The organism is Candidatus Binatus sp., assembly GCF_030646925.1.
GTDB lineage: Bacteria > Desulfobacterota > Binatia > Binatales > Binataceae > Binatus.
This window is the reverse complement of the sequence record NZ_JAUSKL010000024.1, coordinates 49,382-75,554: the sequence shown is the minus strand read 5'-3', so window position 1 is coordinate 75,554 and position 26,173 is coordinate 49,382. Positions and strand designations below refer to the sequence as shown.

Sequence of the window (26,173 nt, the reverse complement as noted above, 5' to 3'; positions counted from 1 at the left end):
GTCCTCGGGATGAGTCTCGACGCTTTCGATCGGCCCGATGTTCGCCTGCTCGACCGCGCGCTCGATTTCGCGAAATTCCGAAAGGTCCGGCAGCCCTTCGAGGTCCTTGAGTCCGAACAACTCGAGAAATTCGTCGGTGGTCGCGTAAACCATCGGACGTCCGGGCGCCTCCTTGCGTCCCGCGATTTTGACGAGCCTTTTTTCGAGCAGCGTTTCCAGCACGCCGCCGGTATCGACGCCGCGCAAGTGCTCAATCTCCGGCCGCGTGATCGGTTGCCGGTATGCGATTATCGCGACCGTCTCCATGAGCGGGCGGCTGAGCCGCGGCGGCCGCGCCGCCAACAGTTTGCGAACGTAGCCGGCGTTCTCTTTCGCAGTGCGCATCTGGTAGCCGCCGGCAACTTCCTCGATCGCGAGGCCACGATTGTCGGTCGCATAGCTGAGCATCATCGCCGCCAGCGCTTTCTGCACAGTCGCGCGCGGCATCTCGTCGAAGGCCGCAGCCAGCCGCGCCAGCGAGACCGGCTCGCCCGCCGCGAACAGCAAACTTTCGAGAATCGATTTCAGTCGCTCTTCTTCCACTCCGACTCCTCAGTTGCCGCAACCACCGGAGCACTTGCTTCGCCGCGTTCGAGCAGGATCGGACCGAAGCGCTCTTCCTGATAGGCCCGCACCTCGCGGCGCCGAATCAGTTCGAGCAGCGCCATGAAGGTCGCGATCACCAACGAGCGATCTTCCATGTCTTCGAACAGCGAAATGAACTCGACTCGACTGCCCCGTTCCAGCGCGCTCAATATTCGCGGGATGCATTCCGCGACCGGGATGTCGCGCAGCACGATTCCGCGCGGAATCTTGTCGGCAACGCGTTTCAGCACTGCGCCCATCGCCTCGACCAGATCGAAAATCGTGACGGTGTATCGCTTCGCGTTCTCGTCTTCGGGCGGCGCCTCGCCCGGCGACGTGAATACGTCGCGCCCGAGCAGCGCGCGCTCGGATAATTTCTCCGCCGCCTCGCGATAGCGCTGATACTCGAGCAGCCGCTCGACCAAATCGCGCTTCAGCTCCTCGCCTTCCTCGGTATCCGCAAGCTCCGGATGAGGCAGCATCGCGAACGACTTGATCAGCAGCAGCGTCGCCGCCATCACGAGGTATTCGCCCGCCACGTCGAGGTTCAGCACGTCGAGCATCTCGAGATATCTGAGATATTGCTCGGTGATCACGCTCGCGCTGACATCGCGCGCGTCGAGTTCGGCGCGCTTCAGCAGATGCAACAGCAGGTCGAGCGGCCCCTCGTAAATCGGCAGCCGAAAACGGACCGTGCCGTCACTCTCGAATCTGGGCGGTGCGGATTCTTCGTTCACAGCAACACTCGCGCGATCGCATTGATGATGGGGTTGATCACTCGCTCGACCGAGTCTGTATACAGCAGCAGCAGCAGGATGAAAAAGCCGAACGGTTCGAGCCGGCTGAACGCGCGCGCGGCCCGCAGCGGCAGAATCGACACGACGACGCGCCCGCCGTCGAGCGGCAGCAGCGGCAGCAAGTTGAAAGTCGCGAGCACCACGTTGATCACGACCGACGCGCGCAGCATGTAGTAGAGCGGCAGCGCGATCGCCGAGCCCCACGGTCCGCCAACGTGCGCGATCGCGATTCGCATCCCGATCGAGCTCGCCACTGCCAGCACGATATTCGTCAGCGGTCCCGCCGCCGCGACCATCAGCATCCCGCTGCGCGGATTTCGTAGCCGTCCAAAATCGACCGGCACCGGCTTGGCGTAACCGAACACCGGCAGATGCATAAACAGCAGCGCGATCGGCATGATGACCGTGCCGAACAAGTCGATATGCGAGAGCGGGTTGAGCGTGAGGCGGCCCGCGCGCTTAGCGGTGTCGTCACCCAGTTGCAGCGCGACAAACCCGTGCATCACTTCGTGCAGGATGATCGCGAACATGATCGGCAGCGCCCAAATCGATACCTCGGTCAGAAACTCAGCGGCGTTGCTCACGCGATCGTGCCCTCACGGGTGCTGGTCCGCGTCGCGCGCGGATGAAACGTTCGATGCACTTTGCGCAAATGGCTCTTCGACAGGTGCGTGTAAATCTGGGTGGTCGAGATGTCGCTATGCCCAAGCATCTCTTGCACCGCGCGCAAATCGGCGCCGCCCTCGATCAGATGCGTCGCGAAGCAATGCCTGAGCGTGTGCGGGCTGATCCACGACGTGCGCGGATCAGCCGCCGCCCACCCCTTGAGCGCCTTGAAAAATCCCTGCCGCGTCATCGCGCGGCCGAGCCGCGTCACGAACACCGCGGTTACGCGCTTCGGCAGCACCTTTTTTGCGCGACGCTCGACTTTCGACGGATTCACGATCTCGTCGCGCCGCTCAAGCCATTGCTTGAGCGCGCGCATCGCCGCACCGCCCATCGGCACCATCCGCTCCTTGCTCCCCTTGCCGAATACCACCAGTACGCCCGCACTCAGATTCACCTGCTGAAGTTGAAGGCCCACCAGCTCTGAAACGCGGAGCCCGCAGCCGTACGCCAGCTCGAGCATCGCGCGATCGCGCGCGCCACGCGCGGTCGTCACGTCGATCGCGTCGATCAGATTTGCGACGTCGGCGAGCGACAATGTCCGCGGGAGCTTGCGTGGATGCGGCCGCAATTTTATCGCCGGCGCCGGATCGCGCTCGATGATTTTTTCATCGACCAGTTCGCGCGCGAGTCCGCGAATACTCGCCAGATGCCGACGCTGCGAACTGACCGCGAGTCCGCGATCCGCCAGCGCTTCGAGATACTTCGTCAACGCAGCGGCGTCCAGTTGCTCAGGATGCAGATTTTTTGCGCGGCACCAATTCTGAAAATCACGCAGATCGCGCCCGTACGCTTCCATCGAATGCGGACTTAAGCCCCGCTCGACTGCCTGGCGCGCCAGATGCCGATCGATGAGGTCGTCCCAGCCCACGGCGTTCATGCTGCGGCTCCGGCGCTCGGGTTACGATCGATTTTTTCGACCAGCTGCGTTCGAAGTTCGCGCATCCGCCCGATCCCGGTGATCTTGTTGCCGTCGCGATCGCTCACGTAGAAAACGTCCAGCGCCTGGTCGGCGTTGGTCGAGATGCGCGCGAGGTGAATCCGCAATCCGAGCTTGAACAACGTGTGCGTGATCGCGAACAGCAGCCCGATGCGATCCTGCGTGAACACGTCGATCACGGTGAACTGCTCGGAACTGCGATTGTCCACCGTCACCTCGGTCGCCACGTGGCGCGTGAACCTGCGGCCCGCCGACTGCACCTGGTTCGCTGCCGTGACCAGCGCCGCGATGTCCTGCTGGCCAGTGATAACCTGCTCGAGGTCGCGCTCGACGCGCCGCCAGCGGTCGTCCTCCATCGCCATCGAACTGGCGCCCATCAGATGCGAGACGCGGAAAACGTCAATCGCTACGCCGGTGTTGCGGGTCGTGATTCGCGCCGACAGGATATTCAGATTGTTGGCGGTGAGCGCCCCCGCGATCATCGAAAACAAGCCCGGCTGATCGGCCGTCACGACGATGAACTCGCTGAATTCGAGCGCCGGGAAATGGTGGATGCGAGTGATCAGCGGGCGCTCGTCCAGCGCGCGCATCAGCTCGAAATGCAGCGGGATATCGCCCTCCGGCACTGTGAAAAAATAGCGATCCGGCATCTCGTCGAGGAACGACTGCACGTCGGTAGCCGGAGCGCTGGCCGCGATCAGGTTCTCGCGCACCGCGGCTTTCACAATCGCCAGCCGCCGCGCCGGATCGACCGCCTCGCGATCGCCCTGCTCGAGCACCTTGAGCGCCCGCATATAAAGATCGCTTAGCAGCATGTCGCGCCAGTTGTTGTAAACCTTCGGCGCGACCGCCCGCATGTCGGCATACGTGAGCAGGTAGAGCGCTTTCAACCGATCGATTGAGCCGACCTGCCGCGCGAATTCCGCGACCGTCGTTTGATCGTCGAGGTCGCCCTTTTGCGCGACCTGCGACATCATCAGATGATTGCGCACCAAAAACACGACCAGATCGATTTCTTCGGTGTCGAGACCGAGCCGCCGCGAGACTCCCGTCGTGAGATTCGCGCCGCGCTCATGATGGTCGTGGCCGTGGCCCTTCCCGATGTCGTGCAGCAGCAGCGCGAGGAACACCAGCGGCAGGCAATCGAGTTCGCGCGCCACTTCCGTCAGCAGCGGCGTCAGACTCTTGAACTCGCCGGCGCGCAGCCGCTCCAATTCGCGCACCGCCACCAGCGAATGCCGATCGACGGTATATATATGATAGAGGTCGTGCAGCACCCGCGCGTATAGATTGCCGAACTCCGGGATTATTGCGCCGAGCACGCCCGACAGATGCATCGCCTCGAGCGTCGCGGCAACCCGCTCGCGTCCCGCGAGAATCTTCTTCAGCGCCGCGGCCAGCCGCGGATCGCTACGAAGCTGGTCGTCGATCCGGAAGAGGTTGTCGCGCACCAACTGGTAAGTGCTGCCCGATAGTCCGACCCCTTGCGCCTGGCAATCGGCGTAAATCGTGATCAAGTTGAGCGGATCGTCCTTGAACAGATTCGGATCAGCCGCGCTCAACAGATTCTGCTGCACGATCACGCCCGGACGGAGGTTGCGCGTCGGCGTGCGCCGGAAAAATCTGCCGCCGGGACTGTTTTCCGTCACCCGCGCGATCAGCCCCTCCGCAAAGCGATGTATTGTTGTCGCATGCTGATAGTACGCGCGCATCAGGGCGGAGCCCTTGGTTTGCCCTTCCGCCGGATGCAGCCCCAGCATCGGCTCGATTCGCTCCTGCAGCTCGAAGGTGATCTGATCGAAATGCCGCCCGGTAATAAAATGCAGCGAGTTGCGCATCCGCCACAAAAAGTCGCGCGCCTCGATCACCTCGCGGGCTTCCGGCTCCGTGATCACCGCCTTCTGCACCAGTTCCTCGAGCGCGTGCACCTTGTACTTGACCTTCGCCAGCCACATCGCGGTGTGCAGATCGCGCAGCCCGCCTTCGCCTTCCTTGATTTGCGGCTCGAGTAAATAAATCGAATCGCCATATTGCGCGTGGCGCTGGCGGCTCTCCTCGAGCTTGGCCTTGAAGAACTTGTCCTGGTTGCGATTCAGCACTTCCGCGATCAGCAGCTTGTCGAGGTCGGCGTAAAGCTTTTCGTCGCCGCACAGAAACCGCGCGTCGAGGATCGCGGTCTTCTCCTTCAGATCGATGTTCGCCAGCCGCACGCATTCCTTCGCCGTGCGCACCCCGTGCCCGACCTCGAGGCCCGCATCCCACAGCGCGTGCAGAATGATCTCGGTCACGATTTCCGCGTACGGACCGAGCTTGTAATCGTGGATGAACAGCAAATCCACGTCGGATCGCGGATTCATTTCGCCGCGGCCATAGCCGCCGCGTGCGACCACCGTGATTTTCTGATTGAGCTTCGAAAAGCGCCGACCGTGATCCGCGTCCGCGTAGAGGTAGAGCGCGCGCAGCAGGTCGTCGATCGCGGCCGTCATGCCGGAGACGATCTCCCCGCCGTTCGCGCCGGCGAAATGCCGCTCCGCCAATTCACCACGCACCGATTCGAGATACGCGCGCGCAACGACGCCAGGCGTTCGCGTCGCGGCAAAGCGCTCGAACAATGCCTGCTCGCCGCGCGGCGATTGCGCCTTCGATTCAGCGCTCGACGCGCGCGGCGCTCCGCTTGCGGAACTCACAGATTTCCCAGCGCCATGTCCGCTTTGAAGTAGTGCGCGATTGCGGTCGCGATTCCGCCCGCGAGGATCGATTGGTACTGCGCCGATTTCAGCCGCTCCGCCTCGCCCGCGTTCGACATGAATCCGCACTCGACCAGCACCGCCGGCATATGCGCGCCGACCAGCACGTAGAACGGTCCCATCTTCGCGCCGAGCGCGTTTACGTTCACGCCAAGCCCCGCGTCGAGGTCCGCCACCGTCTGCACGTCGATCATCCTTGCTATCGAGACCGCTTCCGACGCCTTAAAGTTCTGCCGGAGGTCGGTCAGGATGTAGTTTAAGTTGGAGCCGCCGCCACTGCCATAGCCCTCGCCGCCATTCTCGATCCGCGCGAGGCGAATCGTCGAATGATCGGTGGTGTTGTTCAGATAGTACACTTCGATTCCGGTCGTGTCGGCGTTCGGACTCGAATTGAGATGAATCGAGACGAACAGATCCGCGTTCGCTTTGTTCGCGATTCGAGTCCGCTCCGGCAGACTGATGAAGACATCGATCGAGCGCGTCAGCGCCGCCCTGATTCCGCGCGCCTCGAGCGCCGCCTTCAGCGCGATCGAGATTTGCAGCGCGAGTGCTTTTTCATCGACGCCCGCCGCCGATTGAGTGCCGGGATCAAAGCCGCCATGCCCTGGATCGATCATCACCAACGGTTGCTCGCTTTTTTCAGACGAGTTCGAATCGAAGTTGGCGGGCACGCGCAACGCTTCGATCACCGCCGGCCGCGGACGAACAATTTCCGGCCCGCCGTAGCGCAACTCGGGCGTGACCGGCGCAGCCATGATTTGTTTGCGCGGTCGAGTCGCATCGTGCGCCACCTTGATCGACGCGCGCGCGACCGCCGGCACGCGCGGCGCATCCTCATGCACCAGGATCGGCGCGGCGATATTCGGATTCGCGCCCGCCGGCGCGACGCGCAGCACGATCTCCTGCTTCACTTTGGCGATCGCGTAGTCCGCCTTGCCCTCGACGCCAACGACGATACGGGCATCGCCGCCGCCGGCATCGATCGCGCGCACGCTCTCGATCGGCGACGTTTCATGGCCGAACAGCGGACGCGGAGGAATCTCAATTCGGGTGCGTCCGAGATCGATCCAGAGTGCGCTCCCGTGCGCGCTCAGCCGAAGCGGCGGCACGTCGCCACGAAATCTGAAATGGAGTTCGAGCGTCGCGCCCTGCCGCTCTATTCGCGCGGAGATCAACGCTGGCGCGTTTACGCTGGCGCGAGCCGGCAAAATCGATCCGAGAATCGCCGCCGCCGCGATCGCAAACACCCGCCATTGCCGCATCAACCGCTTGCCACTCCCGCCTCAACAATAGCGGACCCGGCGACGACCCGCACGCCGCGCGCGGACGCCCGTGTTACGGCTGATCGTTGAGGCGCGCGACGATTCGCGCGAGCGCGTTCAACGCTTCGATCGGGGTCAGGGTCTCGACTTCGAGCGCGCGCAGTTCGTCGATCACGCGGCTTTCGCGCGGCGTGAAGAGGCCCATCTGCGGCGCCGGTTTCTCCGCGCGCCGATTGCGCGCGAGCCGCGGCATCCCGGCCTCGTCGAGTTCGCTCGATTCGAGATTCACCAGGATTTCGCGCGCGCGCGCGATAATCGACTGCGGCAATCCCGCGAGCCGCGCCACCTCGATTCCGTAACTGCGCGACGCCGGCTGCTCGATCACTCTCCGCAGAAAAAGCACCTCGCCCGCCCATTCGCGCACCGCCATGCTGAGATTTTTCACCCGCGGACGCTCGCGCGCGAGATCCGTCAGTTCGTGGAAATGCGTCGCGAACAAAACTTTCGCCCGCGTCTGATCGTGCAGGTATTCGGCCACCGCCCACGCGATCGCGAGTCCGTCGAAGGTGCTGGTGCCGCGCCCAACTTCGTCGAGCAGCAGCAGGCTCCGCTCGGTAAGGCCGTCGAGCAGGCGCGCGGTCTCGCTCATCTCGACCATAAACGTCGATTCGCCGCGCCGCAGTTCGTCGCGCGCGCCGATTCGCGTCAGCACCCTATCGATAAGCCCGATCGTCGCTTCGGCGGCCGGCACGAAGCTGCCGCATTGCGCCATGATCGCGATCAGCGCGACCTGCCTTAGATACGTCGATTTGCCGGCCATGTTCGGCCCGGTGATCAAGAGCAGTTGGCGCGTCTCGGGGTCGGCCTCGAGATCATTCGGCACGAACTCGCCCGTGCGCATCCCGGCCTCGAGCACCGGATGACGTCCGTCGCGCACCCGAATCCGCAAGCTCGTGTTGATCGCTGGCCGCACGTAGCCGCGCCGCCGCGCGACCTTCGCGAGCGACATGATCGCATCGAATTCGCCCACTGCCCGTGCCGTTTCCAGGATCGCCGCGCTATGCGCCTGCAAGTCGCGCAGCAGCTTCGTGAAAAGCTGCAGCTCGAGTTCCTTGAGCCCCGACTCGGCGCTTAAGATTTTGCGCTCGAATTCCTTGAGCGCCGGCGTCGTGAAACGCTCCGCCCCCGCCAGCGTCTGCTTGCGCTCGTAGTCGGCCGGCGCGCGCTCGAGATGCGATTTCGTAATCTCGATGTAATAGCCGAAGACGTTGTTGTAGCGCACCTTGAGCGACGGGATTCCGCTCCGTTCGCGCTCCGACGCTTCGAGCTTCGCGACCGCGCCGCGCGCGTCGGTCGCGAGCCCGCGCAGTTCATCGACTTCGGCGCTGAGTCCGGGCCTGATCACGTTGCCGTCGCGCGGATTGATCGGCGGCTCATCCGACAACGTCGATTCGATCTGCGCGACCAGCGCGGGCATCGGCGCGATTCGCTCGCCGAGCGCGCGCAATTGCCCCCTCTTGAACGCTGCGATCGCATTCTTCAGCATCGCGACCGCATCAAGCGCCTCGCCGAGTCTTCGGCAATCGCGCGGAGACGCCCGCATGCTGCCGATTCGTCCCGCCAGCCGCTCGAGATCGCCGATCCGCTTCAATGCGTCCGCTGTTGCTCCGCCCAGGTCCGCATCGAAAAGTTCCTCGACCGCGTCGTGGCGTCCGTTGATCTGTTCGAGCGAAAGCAGCGGATAGACGATCCAGTTCGCCAGCGTGCGCGCGCCAATCGCCGTCATCGTCTCATCTAGAATCGAGAGCAGCGATCCCTTGCGAGCGCCGTCGCTCGACGCGACCAGCTCGAGATGCCGCCGCGTGGTTTCATCGACCAGCATGTACTCCGCGGTCTGATAAAGGCGCGGTATCGCGATATGCGCGAGGTCGCGGCCGAAGGTGTCTTCGACGTAGAGCAGCGCGAGTCCCGCCGCGCACGCAATCGACGGGTCGAGATCTGCGGCGGCGTCGCCGAAGCGGGCCGCGAATGCGCTCGACGAGCGCTCGGCCGAGAACGCCGCAACATCCAGCGAAGTCAGCGCGCAATCGATATCCTTTAATGTCGCCGCCAGCGCGCCGTCGTTCTCGGCGACGATCATCTCGCGCGGCGCGATTCTCGCGATCTCCTCGCATAGCGCTGCGCTGTTGCGGATTTGCGTGGCGAGAAATTCTCCGGTCGATACGTCGAGCGCAGCGAGCGCATAAGCGGTGTTCGCTGCGAGCGCATAACCAGTGTTCGCCGCGGGCGCAAACCCAGCCTCCACGCGCGCGATCGCGACCAGGTAGCTCTTCTCGGCGGCTGTCAGCACCATCTCCTCGCCGACCGTGCCGGGCGTGATCACCCGCACGATTTGGCGCGGCATCAGCTTGCCGGATTTGCCGTCGGGCGGGCCCTGCTCGCAGATCGCGACCTTGTGCCCGGCCTTCAGCAGCTTGGCGATATACGGTTCCGCGGAATGGTATGGGACTCCGCACAGCGGCACCCCGTCTTTCGAGCGCGAGGTGAGCTGGATATCGAGCACGCGCGCGCCGACTTCGGCGTCCTCGAAGAACATCTCGTAGAAATCGCCCAGGCGAAAAAAAAGGATCGCGTCCGGCACGCGTTGCTTGACGCCGAGATACTGCGCCATCAGGGGTGTTTGCTTGAATGCCACGGGAACGACATGGCAAGGATATCCACCAACGTCCGCGAGGGCAAAACCCCCGCGCCTCGCCGCCCGCTCTGACATTGGTTCGGCGGTCCAAATCGCACTTACCTTTGCGGGGCGGGCCTCGATTTACTAGTGCCCGAGTGCTAGTCAGAAAGATCGCTCGCCATGTTAATTCTGCGGGGCGCACACCCGCGCACGGCGACACATCATCGACAGGAGAATTCTTACTATGGGAGCAACAACCTCAATAGAGAGCGCCACCAAAGGCGCCACCTCGAGCGCGGCCATCGCTTTCATCAAAAGCTCGCCCAAGAAACTGCTAATCGGCGGCAAATGGGTGCCCGCGAAGTCCGGCAAAACCTTCGAGACGCTTAACCCCGCCAACGAGGAAGTCCTTGGCCTGGTGGCCGAGGGCGACAAGGCCGACGTTGACGAAGCCGTCAAGCACGCGCGCAAGGCCTTCGAGCAGGGACCGTGGGCGAGTATGAATCCGCACGGCCGCACCCGTATCCTGCTCAAGATCGCCGACCTGATCGAACAGAATGCCGACGAACTCGCCGAACTCGAAAGCCTCGACAATGGCAAGCCGATCTTCGAATCGAAGAATATCGACATCCCCGCCGCGGCTGAGACGTTCCGCTATTACGCCGGCTTCGCGACCAAGATTTACGGCGAGACCAATCCCTCCGATCCGTCGATCTTCAACTTCACCCTGCGCGAAGCGATCGGCGTCTGCGGACAGATCATCCCGTGGAATTTCCCCCTGCTGATGGCGTCGTGGAAGATCGCGCCGGCGCTCGCCTGCGGCAACGTCGTGATTCTGAAGCCCGCCGAGCAGACTCCGCTCACCGCGATTCGCCTCGGCGAACTGATCCTCGAATCGGGGCTCCCTGAAAGCGTCGTGCAGATCATCACCGGCTTCGGCCCCGGCGCCGGCAGCTCGATCGCCGAGCATCCCGATATCGACAAGGTCGCCTTCACCGGCTCGACCGAAGTCGGCAAACTGATCCTCAAGGCCTCGACCGGCAACTTGAAGCGCGTATCGCTCGAACTCGGCGGCAAATCGCCCAACATCATCTTCCCCGACGCCGACATGCCGAGCGCCGTGTTCGGCGCGATGCTTGGCATCTTCATGAACCAGGGCCAGGTCTGCTGCGCCGGTTCGCGCGTATTCGTCCAGCAGGGCATTTACGAGGAATTCACCGATTCGCTTTCCCAGATGGCGAAGACTCTGACGCTCGGCAATCCGATGGACCCGAACACCAGGATGGGCCCGCTGGTCTCCAAGGAGCAGCACGATCGCGTGATCGGGTACCTCAAGGCCGGCAAGGAGGAGGGCGCCAGGGCCAAGGCCGGTGGCTCGGCCGGCACGCAGGAGCGCGGCTATTTCATCCAGCCAACCGTTTTCACCAACGTGAACAATCAGATGAAGATCGCGCGCGAGGAAATCTTTGGGCCAGTCGCCTCGGCGATCCCGTTCAAGGACGAAAATGACGCAGTCCTGCAGGGCAATGACACCAATTACGGATTGGCGGCGGCGGTGTGGACCAAGGACCTCAACCGCGCCCATCAGGTCGCGCGCAAGTTGAAGGCTGGCACGGTCTGGATCAACACCTACAACCAGCTCGATCCGATGTCGCCATTTGGCGGCTACAAGCAATCGGGCTTCGGCCGCGAACTCGGCAAATACGCGATTGACCTGTACACGCAAATTAAGTCCGTGTACGCCAAGATAGGATAACCAGAGAGCATCAGGAAGTTAGCAAGAGGGCGTCCCTTTGGAGGGGCGCCCTTTCTTTTTGAGGGTCGCTCGAGTTCCGATCGTCGGACGGCGCGTCGAATGAATTGGACCGGGCCGCGACAAATCGAGGCACCTGCGAGTCCTTTCGAGACCCTAATCTGGCGCCGTTCGAGTCAGTAAGACGAATCTCCATCAGAATATGTGCATCATTCAGTCGGCCTCCAGGTGGCACGGTGGATGCACTAACAATCACAAAACGCTCCAAGGAGCGCAAAAAGGGGAACCACAATGGACTATCTAACCAAACTCTTCGTAGCAATCCGCGAGAACCGCAAGGGCCAGACGATGACCGAGTACGTGCTGATCCTCGCCGCAGTGGCGGTCGCCGGGATGACGGCTTACACGCTGCTCGGCGGCAAGATCACCAGCGAGATCTCGACCGTCACCGCGGCCTTCTAACTTCTCCTGCGTAGTGCGACGGGGAAATCAAAAGCCCCGCCGCGCTGCGGCGCGGTCCAGCATCGCAAACGCAAAACACTTTTCTTACGAGTTGAACAAGGCAGGCCGACGCGACGCGCGCGCGGCCTTCGCGCTTCGCCCTCACACCTCGATCGTTTCCCAATGTCCGGTGCCTGTCCTCCGGGCAATTGCTCGTTGGCGCACGCCCCGCTCGGTGACAAGAGTACGGATTGGTCGATGGAGAAGGACCCTGCAAGCCAAGATACCGGCAAGATTTACGGGTGCCTTTGTGTTTCGGGTCCGAATGAACACGAGTCGCGAACGACAGTTGCCACCGCATCAATTGGAATAATTCTCACGCAGCCGTTGATGTTACTCGAGCACTCGTCCTTTTCGGTATTTGGTTTTGTCTGGACCGCCCCTCCTTCGCCGATCAATACTTTTTCAAAGTATGATGCTCGGGGCTGTGATTCTGCTCGGCGTCAAGCCAGAATTAGTGAACGTGAACACCCGGACGTCGAGGCATCAGCCAGGAGGGACGTGACGCATGGCCGATCGTGTGACAATGCTTTCAGCGCTCAGCAAGGAAGAAAGGTCTACCCTTGAAAAGCGCCTCGCCGAACGTCAGTCGGGGAAGTGTTTTATCTGTGACAAACCAATCGACCTGCTCCTCCATCAGGGTCAACTCGACGTTGACCATATTATTCCCTTGTCGGAAGTCGGGCCCGATGAGGAGAACAATTTTGCTATAGTCCACCTCTCTTGTAACCGAAGTAAGGGAGCCTCGGACCTGAGAGTAGCCCGCCGTATGGCCGAATTCGATCGACTACAGATCGAAGCCCAAGAGCAAGGTTTGCGAGGCGCAAACTTAGGAAATGTGCTTCAGCGTTATGGCGGTTCTAAAGCGAAGCTTCGACTCAAGCGACGACCAGAGCACGTCGACTTTGTGCTAAGTGAAATTGGTCGGCCTGAGATTCAATCTGTGCCACTATACAAAGACTCGCTAAGTGGCATGGAGTATTTTTTCGCGCTCATGCCGCTTGAGTACCTTCATCACGACGATCGAATCAATCCCAGAAGTATCGGGTCAAATGTTCGTGGACTCATAGAAGAGTTCATGAAAAAACGTCCTCAACTTCACATCGCCCTCGCTTGGTGGGCTCCCGAGCCAGATGGAGCGAGCCTTTTAAAGGTATTTGATGGACAACATAAGGCTGCCGCGCAGATTCTGCTCGGCGTCAAGGAGTTGCCGGTCCGAGTGTTCGTTCAGCCCGACACCAATGTCTTGTTGCAAGCAAACACAAATGCAGGCGATAAGCTCCGTCAAGTGGCCTTTGATACGGCGGTAATCAGGCACTTAGGTAGTTCGTTGTTCGTCGAGCGGATACGTCAATACCAGACAATGAAGGGCTTCAGAGAGGATCACTACGGTTTCAGTGAGCGAGATCTCGTTGCCTTCTTTCGCGGCGAACACCGGGAAATGCAGCGGTACATTGTTGATTCGGTACGCGATCAGATAACCCACAGTACGGAGAATCGACTCAAGGAATTCATAGAGTGGTCGGGCAAGGGAGCTGATAGACCACTCGCATACAGCACGATCGAGCGCACCTTTTTCGCCGAATTTGTCTACAAGAACGCGTTGGACAGTCCCATCGACGAGGGCGTCGAACGTGGCGAGAACCCTCGTTTTTTGGAACGAGATCAACTCATCCGGCTAATGAACTTATTCGCTGACGTGTTCTTCGTAGGCCAATGGGATCCCGAGACAGGAGGGAGGAAGATCGAGTACCAGGTTCAGAAGGGCACGTTGATTGCCGAACCGCATCTCAGAGCTTGGAGAATGGCTCGAGAGGAAGTTGTGGGCGCGATCCTGCAATGGGTCAGGCTGGTAGTTGAACACTACTTTGCCTGGACGGGGCAAATGACGAACAAGGAAAGACTCTTTCAGAAGAAATTTCCAGAGGATCTGTGGAGACGAATAGAACTCTTCCTCAGCAATCTTGCGATGCTGCCCTGTTGGATAGATAAGCACCTGAGTCAGACGGTGTTCGGCGCTAAGCAAAATCGCGAGTTTTGGCTACAGGTCTTTAAGACGGGAGCCTCGCCCGCAGGCGTAGCAGTTTTGGCGTGTCCGTTAGATTTGAATCAAATGATTCAAGAAACGTCCGAAGCGCGAAAGGGCATTGCAGCGTGAAGATTCCGCATTCGGGCGGCGTGGACCGTATGCTCAAACAGGCTGTGGGTGAGATAAGAGCGGTTCGCCGGCTACTCAATCAGCAAAGTGCCAAGCTTCTCTCACGCTCGGCTTACGAAGCGGCCTCAGCAACGATAGCGTTGGCGCGATCCGTGGAAGAGTTCCAGCTAAAGATCGAAGGAATGCGCCGGGAATGGCGAGCACTTAAGGGCATCAGGCGAGACGCTTCTAATTCTAAGGACAGCGCCACGCCACAGTGGAAATTCTATCCGCTCATTCTCAAGACACTGCTAAAGATGGGAGGACAAGCGACGCCGAAGGCACTCGAGCGAGAACTTGAACCTCTTATCGCCTCTCTTTTGAAGGAAGGGGATTCGATTTTGCTAGCAGGTGGCCGTCCAAGGTGGAAGGCGCAATTTCGTCGTGCTCGCATTCCGATGATGGAACAAGGGTTTCTCGAGCAAACCCCAGGAAAGTGGACGATCACGTCTGAGGGTCGAAGACTCGCTTCTCTACCGGAAGACACCTCCTAGTACATGGCGCTCAACAACCAGCCGAGGTGTCGGTCCTGATGCTCGTTCGCCGTCGAATGGCAGAAGTCGAAGAACCTGAGCTTCTCTTGATGGGTGGGCAATCTCTCGCGATGAAGGGCCGCGCAGATGTGGCGTTGTCAGTAGCTCGCAACGACTGTCGGCACCCACGTTGTCCTTGCCTCACACCTCGATTGTTTCCCAATGGCGGGTGCTGAAGCGCCACGATTTCAGCGCCGACCTCACCACGTAGTCCGCAATCAGCGACCACCAGATCCACACGGTACTGCCGCCGTAGTATGAAATCAGAATCGTGACCAGCAGCCGCATCCCGTAAAAGCCCGCGAGCGAGCCCCATAGCGGATAGCGCGAATCGCCCGCGCCGCGCAGCGCGCCGGTAATCGTCCAATCGATCGCCATCAGCGGTTGCGCCGCCGCCAGCGCATACATGAACTGGACGGTGTACTCGATTACCTCCTTGTCGCTGATGAAGAGCGCCGCAATCTGACGCGCGAACAGCAGAAACACCAGGCCGAGCGCCGTCATCATCACGACTGCCATGCGGGTGGATTCCCATCCCGCCTTGCGCGCAAACGCCGGATCGTTGGCGCCGAGTCCCTGCCCCACCAGCGTCGCCGACGCGGCCGAGAAGCCGAAGCCCGGCAGAAACGACAGCGCGAGAATCCGCACGCCGATGAAGTACGCCGCCACTTCTTTCGGCCCGTAGCGTGCGACGAACGCGACGTAAGCGACGAAGCCGAACTGGATGATCAATTGCTCGAGCGCCGCCGGATTGCCGACGCTAAGGATTCGCCGGCCGAGCCCGAGGTCGGGCCACAGCCGATGCCATCTGAAGTTCAGCACCATTCCGTCGATCGATAGCGCCCAGAAGAAAAGCAGCCCTCCGATCGCGATCGCGAGCAGCGTCGCCACCGCGGAGCCGTCGACGCCGAGCGCCGGAAATCCGAGCTTGCCGAAAATCAACACGTAGTTGAAGAAAATCGCGACCACGTCGATGATGCCGCCGATCCAGAGCGGCGTGCGCGTATCGCCGGCGCCGCGCAACGCCGACGCGCACATCAGAAAGATTCCCTGGAACGGTTCCGACAGCATCACCACTTGCAGATAGCGCGCGCCCATGTCGGCCATCTGGCCCTGCACCTGAAAGAGGCTCATCAGCGGACGCGCAAACACGATCACCGGAATCGCGATGACGGTCGAAACGATCACGCCGAAGATGACCGATTGCTTCAGCACTTCCTCGGCGCTATTGCGATCGCCCGCGCCGATATAGCGCGCCACCAGCGCGACCGTGCCGGTGCCGACCGCCGCGATACCCGCGCGCACGGCGCCGAGAATCTGCGTCGCCAGGCCGACCGCGCCGACCGCCTCCGCGCCGAGGCGCCCCACCATCAGCATCGAGGCGAGCCCGAGTATCGAATCCAGTCCGAACGACAGAATCACCGGCCATGCGAGCGCCCATACCTCGGCGCGGATTCGGCCGATCGGCGGCAGCGTCACCGCAATCCGCTGTTCGCCGATCTCGGGAACTACTTCGGGAAACTCGGACATGACTTTGAGCAGTTCGCCAGTACCGGCCCGGCTAGTCAAGTGAAGTTATCGCGCGACGCGCAAGCGGTGCGGACCGGTGGAAGATTGTGGCGATGCGATCCGCTATAAGCGGTGAGCATGGATAGCGCGAACGCGGCCGCATCGGCCGGGATCACAGCGCCGTCTCGGGCGGGATCGTCGCGGCGTGCGATGCAGATCTTCGCGGCGATTCTGATCGTAGCGGCCGCCCTCTATTCCTTTCACCTCGGCAAGGACGCGCTCGGCGCGAGCGAGGCTTACAGCGCATGGGCGGCGTCGAAGCCGGGCGTCGCCGCGATCGTGCGGACGCCGGTGATGGACGATCCCGGCAAGCAGGTCTTCTACTACGCCGTGCTGCACTACTACACGCGGATTTTCGGCCTCAGCGAAGTTGCGCTGCGATCGATGTCGGCGACGCTGGCGGTCGTCAGCCTGCTCCTAATCTTCGCGCTGGGCCGCCAGATGTTCGACGCGGAGACCGGCGTCGCGGCGGCGGCGATCTGGGCGTTCAATCCGCTCGCGATCGTGTTCGCGCAGACCGCGCGGATGTATCCGATGTTCATCGCGATCTCGCTCGCGCATCTGCTCACGCTGATACGCGTGCGCTCCCGGCCGAGCACTGCTCGCGCAATCGGATGCGGCGTGCTCGGCGCAGCGATGCCGTACACGCACATGGCCGGACTGCTGATCGTCGGCGCCGAGGCCGCGATGCTACTGCGCGATTTCACCCGCGGCAGGCGCGATCCGATGGTATGGCTCGCGATGGCTATTGCGCTCGGCCTGTTCCTTCCCTACGTTCCCGTCGCGGCGCGACAAAGCCACGACCTGATGTACGGTCATTCGCTGGACTACCTGGGCCCGGCCTACAACTACTCGCTCACCGACAAGGTTGCCGCGTTAGCGATCGCCGCGGGATTCGGCTTATGGCTGATATTCGGCCGCGCCGTGGAAAAAGATCGCGACGAGCCTCTGCGCTGGCTGGTGACGTGGGCTGCAATACCGACTCTCGCATTTGTTATCGGCTCGATCGTTCTGCATCCGATGTTCAATCCGCGGTATCTGTCGCCGGGGATTGCTGCGACTTCGATATTGGTCGCGGGCGGTATCGGCGCATGGAGCATCAAGTGGCGCAATCTGCTGGCGGCGGGATTCGCGCTGCTATGCCTGATTCTCTCGCCGTTCGCGAGGGCCAAGCCGCAGCCGTGGCGGGAACTTGCGCGCCAGGTCGCCGCCGGCGGCCCGGCGGAACCGGTGTTCTTCGAATCGGGGTTCGTCTCGAACGGCAGGACTGCGAACGAGCCGAGCGCGGGCTTCCCGTTCGGCTACTACTCGGTGGTGTTCAACTACTATTTTCGCGGTCCGAATCCGCGCGTCGCGGTGCCCGGCTACGACCCGCAATCGGCGCGCGCTACGATCGAGAGCAGAGTGTCAGCGGCGGGCGGCGGATGGCTCGCAAGCTGGAAAGATGGAGACTCGGTGCGCTCGGAACTCCCCGACGCGAAGAATTTCAAAATTGTCGAGACTCATCGCGAGCCCGATCTGGGAATCTATCGCATCACGCCCGCACCGCGCTGAGGACGAGCGAGAAACGTTTCACGTGAAACATTTTGTGGTCGAGATGTTTCACGTGAAACGTATGAAAGTTCAGGAGAGTTGGGGATTAGTAGGATGTTGACACCGAGCACGTAACGCGCTAAGTTATCCTCATCATGCAGACACAAGACGCATTCGATAAACGCTTCCCGGACGAGAACGCTTGCCGCGAGTATCTGAAAAAGATGCGCTGGCCCGATGGCGTGAAATGCCCGCGCTGTGGCCACGACAAGGTTTACGAGCTAAAGGCTCGCCCGTTCAATTGGGTATGCAAGAGCGGCAAAGAGAGCGTGAACAAATCGACGGGCGAAGTTCTGACCTGCAACAAAAAGAACGGCTATCGATTCAGCGTCATCACGCACACGGTATTCGAGAACACCAAGCGCCCGCTCGTGTCGTGGTTCAAAATCGGCTACCTGATGCTGGTCTCGAAAAAGGGCATCAGCGCGTTGCAACTGCATCGCATGATGTTCGGCTCGAAGCATCTCGATAACTACCACACGACTTGGTGCCAGTGCATGAGACTTCGCGGCGCGATGCGGGATTCTGAATGGGAACAGCTAATGGGCGAAGTCGAGATCGATGAGGTCTATCTTGGCGGCAAGGAAAAGAACAAGCACAAGGGCAAGCGCGTCGGCAATTGGGCTTCGCAAGGCAAGACCGAAGTGATCGGAGCCATCGCCCGCAAAGGCAACATCGTGTGCCAAATGGTCGAGGAAGCGGATTTCAGCACGTATGACAATTTCGTGCGCAAGACCGTATCCGGTCGAGTGAACCTGATCGCGACCGATGAGACGTTCCGCTATCGGCACCTGCGCTCGCTCGGATTCCCGCATGAGATCGTCACGCACAAGCGAGAAGAATACGTGCGCGGCAAGGTGCACACGCAGAATATCGAGTCGTTCTGGTCGCTCCTGCGGCGCGGCGTCATGGGCACGTATCACAAGATGTCCCGCGACTATCTGCCTCTGTATTTGAGCGAGTTCACGTTCCGCCATAACCGGCGGCACGATGATGATCCGTTTGCTGAACTCATATCAAACGCGTAGCCGCTAGCCGCGTGAGCGTTGCCGCGCTAAAATTCAAGCGTGGCAAAGTCAGACTCACCGGCGATCAAAGAAAAGACCAAAGACGCCCGCGAAGAACTCGCAAACGCAGACATGGGCGAGTTCGACCGCATGATGCGGCACCTGGTACACGTTCCGAAAGAAAAGATTGATGCTGCTGAGAAATCAAGGAAGGCCGGGCCACACAGGTCCGGCACGGTCAAGTAGCAGTAGAGGGTGGTCCTAGGGGAAGTGGCGGCGCTGGATGAATCGGCTGTTGCCTCTTTAGAGAACATACTCGTTGAGCAAGCTGATCTTTCTCGCCAGAAAGGCCCTCACACCATTCGTGATAACTTAAAAGTGGGACCTCTTTCTTAGGTCCCTTCCCATTATCGAAGGTGTGAAAGAAATCAGCCTTAACGCCCATGGCGTCCTCTAGGTAGAGACACGTCGCGAGCATGATCGCATCACCTGTTCCTAGGTGACGATTCTTAGATTCACCTTTTCGATATTTAATGTCCTTGAGACGACCCGCCAATGTCATAATATTGACAGATGGATCGATGGGAACCGTCGAGCCAATGAAATCGTTAATCAAATCCCCAATAGAACCGATGCCTGTCTTTTTGATCTTACTATCTGCGATTTCAGCGAAGATGATCGAGGATGTATAAATCTTGTGTCGCCCGTCTTTCGCTTCTTTAAGGTACTGTTCAATGCTGGCTAGGTCGTATACGTCGATTTCGTCGTACAGTAATGCTCCGAATACGCAAGAGTCCCAGAACAAGTTAGTCGGCGCATTAGGCATTCAAAAAGGGTCCTTTCGCCGCCCTCTCTTATGCGCAAGCGCTTTTCTCCAACGCAGCAAATCTGCTGCTTCCTCTGTGACTGCTATCCGCCTGACATCTAGCCGCACTGGTAACAGAGATTCGCCGTCGTAGTGGGCCATTCCTTCGACCCGAGCGCGAAGGTCGAAGCTCAGCTTTAGAGTCGGCAGATCGTCTCTACGGAAAATGCAATCGATTTCCTTCTCACCGGCAGTCAAGATCAGTTTTCCTCTGACCAGTTGTCCGCGAGCGTCCATTTCCTTCACGATGCCATCGAACGTTCCGAAGGATATGCCCTCGAAGTGCCGACGTGGCTTAATGAGTCCAGTTCCTAATATGCGTTCCTCAGCTTTGCTCACCTGTTTGACGAGATAGTCATCTATTCGTACGAGATTGTCTTTTGTGCCAACTTCGCCGTGCGAGAATTTCTTTCCGGCATCCTTGGCTATTAACCGGATGTTATCAATAATGCCTTTGGGAAATCTCTCGACAGTTTGTTCGCCGTTGTAAACCGCCATCAAGGCGTCTCGCATCACAGGGATGCTTGGCGCTGGTATCCGCTTCTTGACACTTATTCGCTCTCGGACGGCGGTATATATGCTCCCTCCTTGTGCTGTCTCAATAACGTATTCGTGAGATTTCTTTCTGTTAGCAAATTTGTCGGCTGCTCTTAGGGAGGAAAGCAGCGCTCGGAATTTGACGGCGAACACATCGGCCCGAACTTTTCCGTTGTCCACGTCAAGCCCATGAAGGGTCAGCGTCATATCGCGATCATTTGGTTGCCAGTCGTTTATCACGATATTCGCCTTTTGATCGCCGCCAAGGGAAAGTAGCATACCCCAAATCGCTGCGGCCTGTCACGTCCTGCTCAGAATGCTCGCTATTTCTAGTGGTGTCAACATCCTACTAATCCCCGGAGAGTTCAGGGGAACGAAACGCGAAGAACGCCGAGTGTGAGATAAACGAAAGCGGGTGTCTTCGACGCACAATTCGCGCACGTCGGCGAGGCTCATGGGGCATAGCCCCATGTCGAGCAAGGGCGGATAGAGCGTTCCGTCACCCATGAGGTGACCGGATCAATAACAAGAGGTCATCGTCGCGCGCAACGCCTTGACGGCCCCGACGCCAAAGACGATTTTAGGTTGAGATGATTGAACAGATTAGAATCGACGACGCTGAATCGAAGCGCATTCTTGATTTAGAGGAAAGTCACTATCTAGACCTCAAAAGCGCCGACATAGCGCCCGCGAAACTGACGGAAGCTGTCTCCGCATTCGCGAACACTGCGGGTGGAGAACTCTTCATTGGCATCGATGAAGCGGATCATAACGGCAGAAAGATACGTCACTGGCGTGGATTTTCTGATGTCGAGGAGGCGAACAACCACATTCAGGTAATTGAGGCGATGTCGCCCTTGGGAACGCATTACCGAGCGACCTTTCTGGCGGCTGATGGGCGTTCCGGCTACGTACTACAACTTATAATTTTCAAGACAAAGGATATCTTGTACGCGAGCGACGGCGTCGCCTATGTCCGTCGCGGTGCTCAAAAACAGTCGGTCAAAGGCGAAGAGGCTCTGCACCGGCTGCGACTGGATAAGGGCATTGTATCGTTCGAGGACGAAACCCTAAACCTGGATCCGAAGCTGATAACCAATTCGGTTGCGATCATTGAGTTCATGCTGAATGTTGTGCCTACTGGAGAGCCGGATACGTGGATCGCAAAGCAAAATCTCGTTGCTGAAGGAAAACCCACGGTGGCCGGTCTTCTCCTCTTTGCCGACGAGCCACAGGCTGCACTTCCGAAGCGGTCGGCGATCAAACTTTTCAGATACAAGACCAAGGAGGCCGAGGGAAATCGCGAATCGTTAGCGTTTGATCCTCTGACGATCGAAGGGCCACTAGACCAGCAGATTAGAGAAGCGGTCGCGAGAACCAAGAAATTGGTCGAAGGTATCAACCGTTTAGGACCGAACGGCTTGGAGTCGGTAACCTATCCGCACGAGACGCTTCACGAGATCATTACGAATGCGGTCCTGCATAGGGACTACAGCATCGCAGCCGATGTTCAAGTGCGGATATATGACAATCGCATCGAAGTTGAGAGCCCCGGTCGGCTTCCGGGTCATGTAACCAAAGAGAATATTTTGGATGAGCAATCGGCTCGGAATCCGAAGATCGTCCGGTTAATCAACAAGTTTCCGGACGCTCCGAACAAGGACGTTGGAGAGGGATTGAATACCGCTTTCGAGGCAATGAAAAAATTGAGGCTAAAGGAACCGGTCATCGAGGAAAGCGAGCACTCGGTGACGATCAATATTCGGCACACTCCTTTGGCTTCGGCTCATGACACGGTTATCGCTTACCTGGAAAACAATGACGAAATAACAAACATGATAGCGCGCGACCTGACCGGTATCCGATCGGAAAATTCAATGAAAAGCGTGTTCCTATCTCTCAAGGATCGCGGACTGATTGAACCGGTTCCCGGAAAAACTATCGGTGGAAAAGCCGCTTGGCGAAAGACCAAGCCGAAAAAACGCTGATCAATCCAAGCTATTTTTGGTCTAACCGGTTCGGCTTTACTCACCGGTTCCGTCTCCACCAGTTGAAACGTTCGACCCGTCACGTCACCGTCGCGGGAAACTGGGCATCTATCGACGGAATGGGCGGTCGCTCATGATTACCGGAGGGACCGAGCTGCTCAGTCGCTCCTAGGCAGCCTGCGACGTCACCGGCACCGTCATCGAGCCGGTTCCGACCCGGACCGGCAGAATCACCAGGCTGAAGCCGTAGAGTTGCAGCCAGTTCTGCAATTCGAGCGCGGTGTGATTGTGCAGAAAGCGCCCGATGAAGCCTTCGACTTCGTCGGAGAAAATCAGCTTGCCCGCGAAGAACACGACGTGCGGGAACTCGTGCGCGACCTCGAGGCAAATCCGCCTGAGCTCGACCACGACGTCGGGCGCGAGGCCCGCCCGCAACTCCGGATGAAGGCCCAGGTCCGACGCGAACTGGCAGTACTCGTTCAGATCCTCGGCCATCCGATGCTCGAGTTCCTGCACTTCTTCCGGTCCCTTCAGCAGCGCCGAATCGACTTCGCCGACGCCGATAAACACCACGTTGCGGAACTCGCCCTTGAACAAATCCGTGACCGCGATCAGCGTCGCGAGCCCGAGTCCATTGAAACCGCTGACCAGGATCGCCGCCGTCGAGGCGTTGGGATCGCGTTTGGCGGGCTCCAGTTTTTCAACCGCGTAGAGCTTGGGCAGGATGTCGGCTTCGAGCTGTTCGATCGCCCGCGACACGCGCTCGTAATGGCTCCGCACCATGTAACAAAGGAAGACCAGGCCGCCCGTCATCAGCACCGTAATCCAGCCGCCCTCGTCGAACTTCAGCGTGAGCGTGATCGCCAGGATGGTTGCGGTAAACAGCGTGCCGATACCGTTGATCGTCAGCTTGCGGAGCCATCGGCGCTCCGTCTTGCGCTCGGTCCACCAATGCACCGTCATCCCGAGTTGCGACAGCGTGAAGGTTGCGAACACGTTGATCGCATAGAGCACCACCAGCAGATCGACCTTCGCTTCGGTGCCGATCAGGATGACGACCGCAGCTAATCCGATTGCGACGACGCCGTCCTGCGTCACCAGCCGCGCGCTCAGGTTCGAGAATCGCCGCGGCAGCCAGCGGTCCGACGCCATCGTGGCGAGCACCCGCGGCCCATCGACGAAGCCGGTCTGCGCCGCGACGAAGAGCAGCGCGCCCTCGGTCAGCAGCGCGAACGTGATGATCCATCCGCCGACTTGCAGCCCCATGAATTTCCAGTCGGTCGCGAGCTTCTCGAACATCACGGCGTTCAGCGTCTTGCCGTGCTCCGCTTCGACGTTAAGCAGCAGGTAGGAGAGCAGGATTCCGCCCGCGATAAACGCCAGCGACACCGCCATGTAGATCATCGTGCGCTTGCCGGTCTCGGCGCGCGGCTCGCGGAGAATCGGCAGGCCGTTGCTAACCGCCTCGATCCCGGTGTAGGTGCCGCCGCCGAGGCTGTAGGCGCGGAAGAAAATCACCGCGAGCGCGAGTATGCCGATGCTGCTGCTGCTCGCGTGCACCTCGCCGACCGCGTGCCCGATGATCGACGGCAACTCGCTGCCGCGGCTGAAAATCGCATAGCCAATCAGCCACACGTGCATGATGATGAATGCGATAAAAATCGGCAGCAGCGACAGGACCGATTCCTTCACGCCGCGGAGATTCATCACCACCATCAGCACTACGACGGCGATACAGACCCCGAACTTGAAGCCGAGCCATCCGGCCGGCATGAAACTGAAGATCGCGTCGGCGCCGCTCGCGATCGAGATCGAGATCGTCAGTACGTAGTCGATCACCAGCGCCGAACCCGAGACCAGGCCGCAATATTTGCCCAGCAGCTTGGTCGCGACCAGGTAGCCGCCGCCGCCGGTCGGAAACAGATCGATCGTCTGCGAGTATGAGGCTGAAATTATGAATACGGTCAGCGCCATCAGCAGCGCGAGGAAGACCGCCAGGTACTGATGATGCCCCAGCGCGAGGAACGCCTCCTCGGGGCCGTAGCACGAGGAACTGAGCCCGTCGGAACCCAGCCCCACCCACGCCAGAAACGCCACCAGCGAGAGGCTGTGGAAGATTTTGGGATCGCGGACGTCGCGCGGCGGTCCGATAATGACGTCGCTCAGCGTGCGTTTGCCGGGTTTCTCCCCGTCAGACAGTGTCGGCTTCGAGCCGGTGTTCGGTGTTGATGCCATCTCTATTATGGAAGCGCTTCCTCCGCCAAAGCGCAAATCTAGGGGAAAGCGCGATGCGGCGCAAAGCCATCAAAACCGCTAGCATCGTGACCGACCGGACGAGCGCGGTATCAACCGGAAGTTGGATATTTACACGATGCGCGCGCGGGCGCGACTGTTTGACGGCGCAGAGAGCTTAAAACGAGGCGGTAAAATGAAACGACGCGACCAAATCAAGCTGACTCCCGCGGAACAGGAGGAATTTCTCAGCAAGGCGCCCAAGGCGGCGCTCGCCACGATCGACAAGGACGGCTATCCGCACGTGGTCGCGATGAACTACCTCTGGCGCGACGGCGCAATCCTGATGACCTCGTACGGCAAGGCGCAAAAGGTGGTCAATATCCGACGCAATCCGAGAGTGGGCGTGATGGTCGAGACCGGGCGGGCTTACTCGGATTTGCGCGGAGTGCTGATTCGCGGCGAATGCGAGATCATCGAGGATGTCGCGACCGTCAACGCGACTATGAATGCGATTCGCAATCGATACTCGGGCGGCGGGCAGGCCGAGAACACCGCACTCACGACGGCGCCGAAACGCGTCGTGCTGAAAGTGATCCCGCAAAAAATCGCTAGCTGGGATCACCGCAAGCTCGGCGGCAGGTATTGAGATGCGTGGGTGTCATCGCAATCGCGCGATACGGCTCGATCACTTTCTAGCCGAGCAAATTGTATGTGAATTGGAGAGCGGATCCGGATACCAGGACCCAGCGTCTCCAATTCAACAATGAGAAGAAAGGATTCTCCGAAACCTCACGCAGGTTTCGGGCTTCCCGTGGCGATAAGATGCGCGCTACGCGCTGTTAGAAGGGAAGGGGCGAGAAATCGGAAAAGGACGGACGAGGAAAGGAGGAAGCGCTTCAAAGAACGGCTCAGAGGCGAGCGTAGATTGCTGAAGCAAACAGGCTCAATGTGACCGCCACGAGACCACCTGCAATCAACTTCGTGACGTGGAGAATCGCGGGGCGACGTTGCGAGCCTGGGTCAGAAATGGCCCCGATGAACTGTACACGCGGAAAGGCTTGCCGTAGTTTTTCCGTGAAATCGGCTGTCCACCAACCTCCAAAGAATCCGCCAGCTGCTACAACGATCAGAAATGCGAGAAGTTTGACGGCGTGAAAGTCGTCGGGTGAACTAAACGATCCAATCTGATTCAAATATTCTACTAGTCGATCGCTTACTGAACCCAAGATCATGGACATAGTGACGCCAAGGATGAGGAATATAGTTGGCAGCGAGGGTTGCTTATTCTTGTGAAGAAAAGTCAGCGATTTCGATGCAATGAGACATTGTCGGAGACGGCGGTCGAGTTCACTTGTTAGGCCAACGACATAGGTTACGCTGGCACCTTGGCTTTCTCCCAAGAGCTCCCCTCGACCTGTAACCGAGTTGGGCAATTCAAGTGTCAAGGAAACATGAGACTCTCGATCGTCGTACCGCAAAGCAACTCGCCTGATGCGGTCCGGCATGTCAGCGGAAATGAAAAAATCGCTGTCGGCAGTATCGTACCTATCTTCTCCGTCCCCGGTCACAACTTCGAATTTGACGTTGCCTCCGAACCGTTTTGCAGCGTCGCTCATTAGGTGCGCGAGATCTCTCAAATCCTTTTCGCTGAGTCGAATCGGAGGAAGGTACGGTGCGATAGC

General features: G+C 59.7%; 21 protein-coding genes. 9 read left to right on the top strand and 12 right to left on the bottom strand.

The window, feature by feature from the left end; genetic code table 11:
- From scpB to mutS, 7 genes are all read right to left on the bottom strand, one after another.
- On the bottom strand, positions 1-582 hold a 582-nt coding region (gene scpB / locus Q7S58_RS03300; protein WP_304820776.1), incomplete at its 3' end, for an SMC-Scp complex subunit ScpB.
- Positions 564-1,361, bottom strand: a complete 798-nt coding sequence (locus Q7S58_RS03295) for a ScpA family protein (protein WP_304820773.1) — start codon at positions 1,359-1,361, stop codon at positions 564-566. The genes scpB and Q7S58_RS03295, both read right to left, overlap by 19 nt.
- Complete coding sequence (locus Q7S58_RS03290) at positions 1,358-2,005, bottom strand: site-2 protease family protein (protein ID WP_304820771.1); 648 nt, start codon at positions 2,003-2,005, stop codon at positions 1,358-1,360. Before Q7S58_RS03290 ends, Q7S58_RS03295 begins: the two co-directional genes overlap by 4 nt.
- Entirely contained in the window at positions 2,002-2,967 is a 966-nt protein-coding gene (locus Q7S58_RS03285) for a site-specific tyrosine recombinase (RefSeq protein WP_304820769.1), read from the bottom strand. Before Q7S58_RS03285 ends, Q7S58_RS03290 begins: the two co-directional genes overlap by 4 nt.
- Entirely contained in the window at positions 2,964-5,714 is a 2,751-nt protein-coding gene (glnD, locus tag Q7S58_RS03280; RefSeq protein WP_304820767.1) for a [protein-PII] uridylyltransferase, read from the bottom strand. Before glnD ends, Q7S58_RS03285 begins: the two co-directional genes overlap by 4 nt.
- Positions 5,711-7,036: an N-acetylmuramoyl-L-alanine amidase gene (locus Q7S58_RS03275; RefSeq protein WP_304820765.1), complete on the bottom strand. Its 1,326-nt coding sequence runs from the start codon at positions 7,034-7,036 to the stop codon at positions 5,711-5,713. Before Q7S58_RS03275 ends, glnD begins: the two co-directional genes overlap by 4 nt.
- 73 nt (positions 7,037-7,109) lie before the next feature.
- Entirely contained in the window at positions 7,110-9,707 is a 2,598-nt protein-coding gene (gene mutS / locus Q7S58_RS03270; protein WP_304820763.1) for a DNA mismatch repair protein MutS, read from the bottom strand.
- A 250-nt stretch (positions 9,708-9,957) separates the two neighbouring features.
- Between mutS and Q7S58_RS03265 the strand changes: the two genes are divergently transcribed.
- From Q7S58_RS03265 to Q7S58_RS03250, 4 genes are all read left to right on the top strand, one after another.
- The gene (locus Q7S58_RS03265) at positions 9,958-11,469 is read left to right on the top strand and encodes an aldehyde dehydrogenase family protein (RefSeq protein ID WP_304820761.1); all 1,512 of its coding nucleotides are present in this window, start codon (positions 9,958-9,960) and stop codon (positions 11,467-11,469) included.
- Positions 11,470-11,757: 288 nt separating this feature from the next.
- A complete protein-coding gene (locus Q7S58_RS03260; RefSeq protein WP_304820759.1) occupies positions 11,758-11,928 on the top strand; it encodes a Flp family type IVb pilin in 171 nt (56 codons plus the stop codon).
- A gap of 547 nt (positions 11,929-12,475) precedes the next feature.
- The gene (locus Q7S58_RS03255; protein ID WP_304820757.1) at positions 12,476-14,125 is read left to right on the top strand and encodes an HNH endonuclease; all 1,650 of its coding nucleotides are present in this window, start codon (positions 12,476-12,478) and stop codon (positions 14,123-14,125) included.
- Positions 14,122-14,658: a hypothetical protein gene (locus Q7S58_RS03250; protein ID WP_304820756.1), complete on the top strand. Its 537-nt coding sequence runs from the start codon at positions 14,122-14,124 to the stop codon at positions 14,656-14,658. Before Q7S58_RS03255 ends, Q7S58_RS03250 begins: the two co-directional genes overlap by 4 nt.
- Positions 14,659-14,838: 180 nt before the next feature.
- On the opposite strand, the gene Q7S58_RS03245 is transcribed toward Q7S58_RS03250, so the two are convergent.
- A complete protein-coding gene (locus Q7S58_RS03245; RefSeq protein ID WP_304820754.1) occupies positions 14,839-16,266 on the bottom strand; it encodes an MATE family efflux transporter in 1,428 nt (475 codons plus the stop codon).
- A gap of 78 nt (positions 16,267-16,344) precedes the next feature.
- On the opposite strand from Q7S58_RS03245, the gene Q7S58_RS03240 reads away from it, so the two are divergent.
- The 3 genes from Q7S58_RS03240 to Q7S58_RS03230 all read left to right on the top strand — a co-directional run bounded on the left by Q7S58_RS03240 (position 16,345) and on the right by Q7S58_RS03230 (position 19,112).
- Entirely contained in the window at positions 16,345-17,820 is a 1,476-nt protein-coding gene (locus Q7S58_RS03240) for a glycosyltransferase family 39 protein (protein WP_304820752.1), read from the top strand.
- A 134-nt stretch (positions 17,821-17,954) separates the two neighbouring features.
- Positions 17,955-18,887 (top strand): IS1595 family transposase, encoded by a 933-nt coding sequence (locus Q7S58_RS03235; RefSeq protein ID WP_304820750.1) that lies wholly within the window; start codon positions 17,955-17,957, stop codon positions 18,885-18,887.
- Between the two features lie 39 nt (positions 18,888-18,926).
- Positions 18,927-19,112, top strand: a complete 186-nt coding sequence (locus tag Q7S58_RS03230) for a hypothetical protein (RefSeq protein WP_304820748.1) — start codon at positions 18,927-18,929, stop codon at positions 19,110-19,112.
- Here Q7S58_RS03230 and Q7S58_RS03225 read toward each other — a convergent pair.
- A complete protein-coding gene (locus tag Q7S58_RS03225; RefSeq protein WP_304820746.1) occupies positions 19,105-19,692 on the bottom strand; it encodes a hypothetical protein in 588 nt (195 codons plus the stop codon). The genes Q7S58_RS03230 and Q7S58_RS03225 overlap by 8 nt on opposite strands.
- Positions 19,693-20,547: a hypothetical protein gene (locus tag Q7S58_RS03220; RefSeq protein WP_304820744.1), complete on the bottom strand. Its 855-nt coding sequence runs from the start codon at positions 20,545-20,547 to the stop codon at positions 19,693-19,695.
- A gap of 311 nt (positions 20,548-20,858) precedes the next feature.
- Between Q7S58_RS03220 and Q7S58_RS03215 the strand changes: the two genes are divergently transcribed.
- Positions 20,859-22,256: an ATP-binding protein gene (locus Q7S58_RS03215; protein ID WP_304820742.1), complete on the top strand. Its 1,398-nt coding sequence runs from the start codon at positions 20,859-20,861 to the stop codon at positions 22,254-22,256.
- Between the two features lie 168 nt (positions 22,257-22,424).
- Here the strand turns inward: Q7S58_RS03215 and Q7S58_RS03210 are convergent, their stop codons facing one another.
- Positions 22,425-24,491, bottom strand: a complete 2,067-nt coding sequence (locus Q7S58_RS03210) for an APC family permease (RefSeq protein WP_304820740.1) — start codon at positions 24,489-24,491, stop codon at positions 22,425-22,427.
- Between the two features lie 193 nt (positions 24,492-24,684).
- Between Q7S58_RS03210 and Q7S58_RS03205 the strand changes: the two genes are divergently transcribed.
- Entirely contained in the window at positions 24,685-25,137 is a 453-nt protein-coding gene (locus tag Q7S58_RS03205; RefSeq protein ID WP_304820738.1) for a pyridoxamine 5'-phosphate oxidase family protein, read from the top strand.
- 262 nt (positions 25,138-25,399) lie between these two features.
- Here the strand turns inward: Q7S58_RS03205 and Q7S58_RS03200 are convergent, their stop codons facing one another.
- Complete coding sequence (locus tag Q7S58_RS03200) at positions 25,400-26,107, bottom strand: hypothetical protein (protein ID WP_304820736.1); 708 nt, start codon at positions 26,105-26,107, stop codon at positions 25,400-25,402.
- Positions 26,108-26,173: the final 66 nt, after the last annotated feature.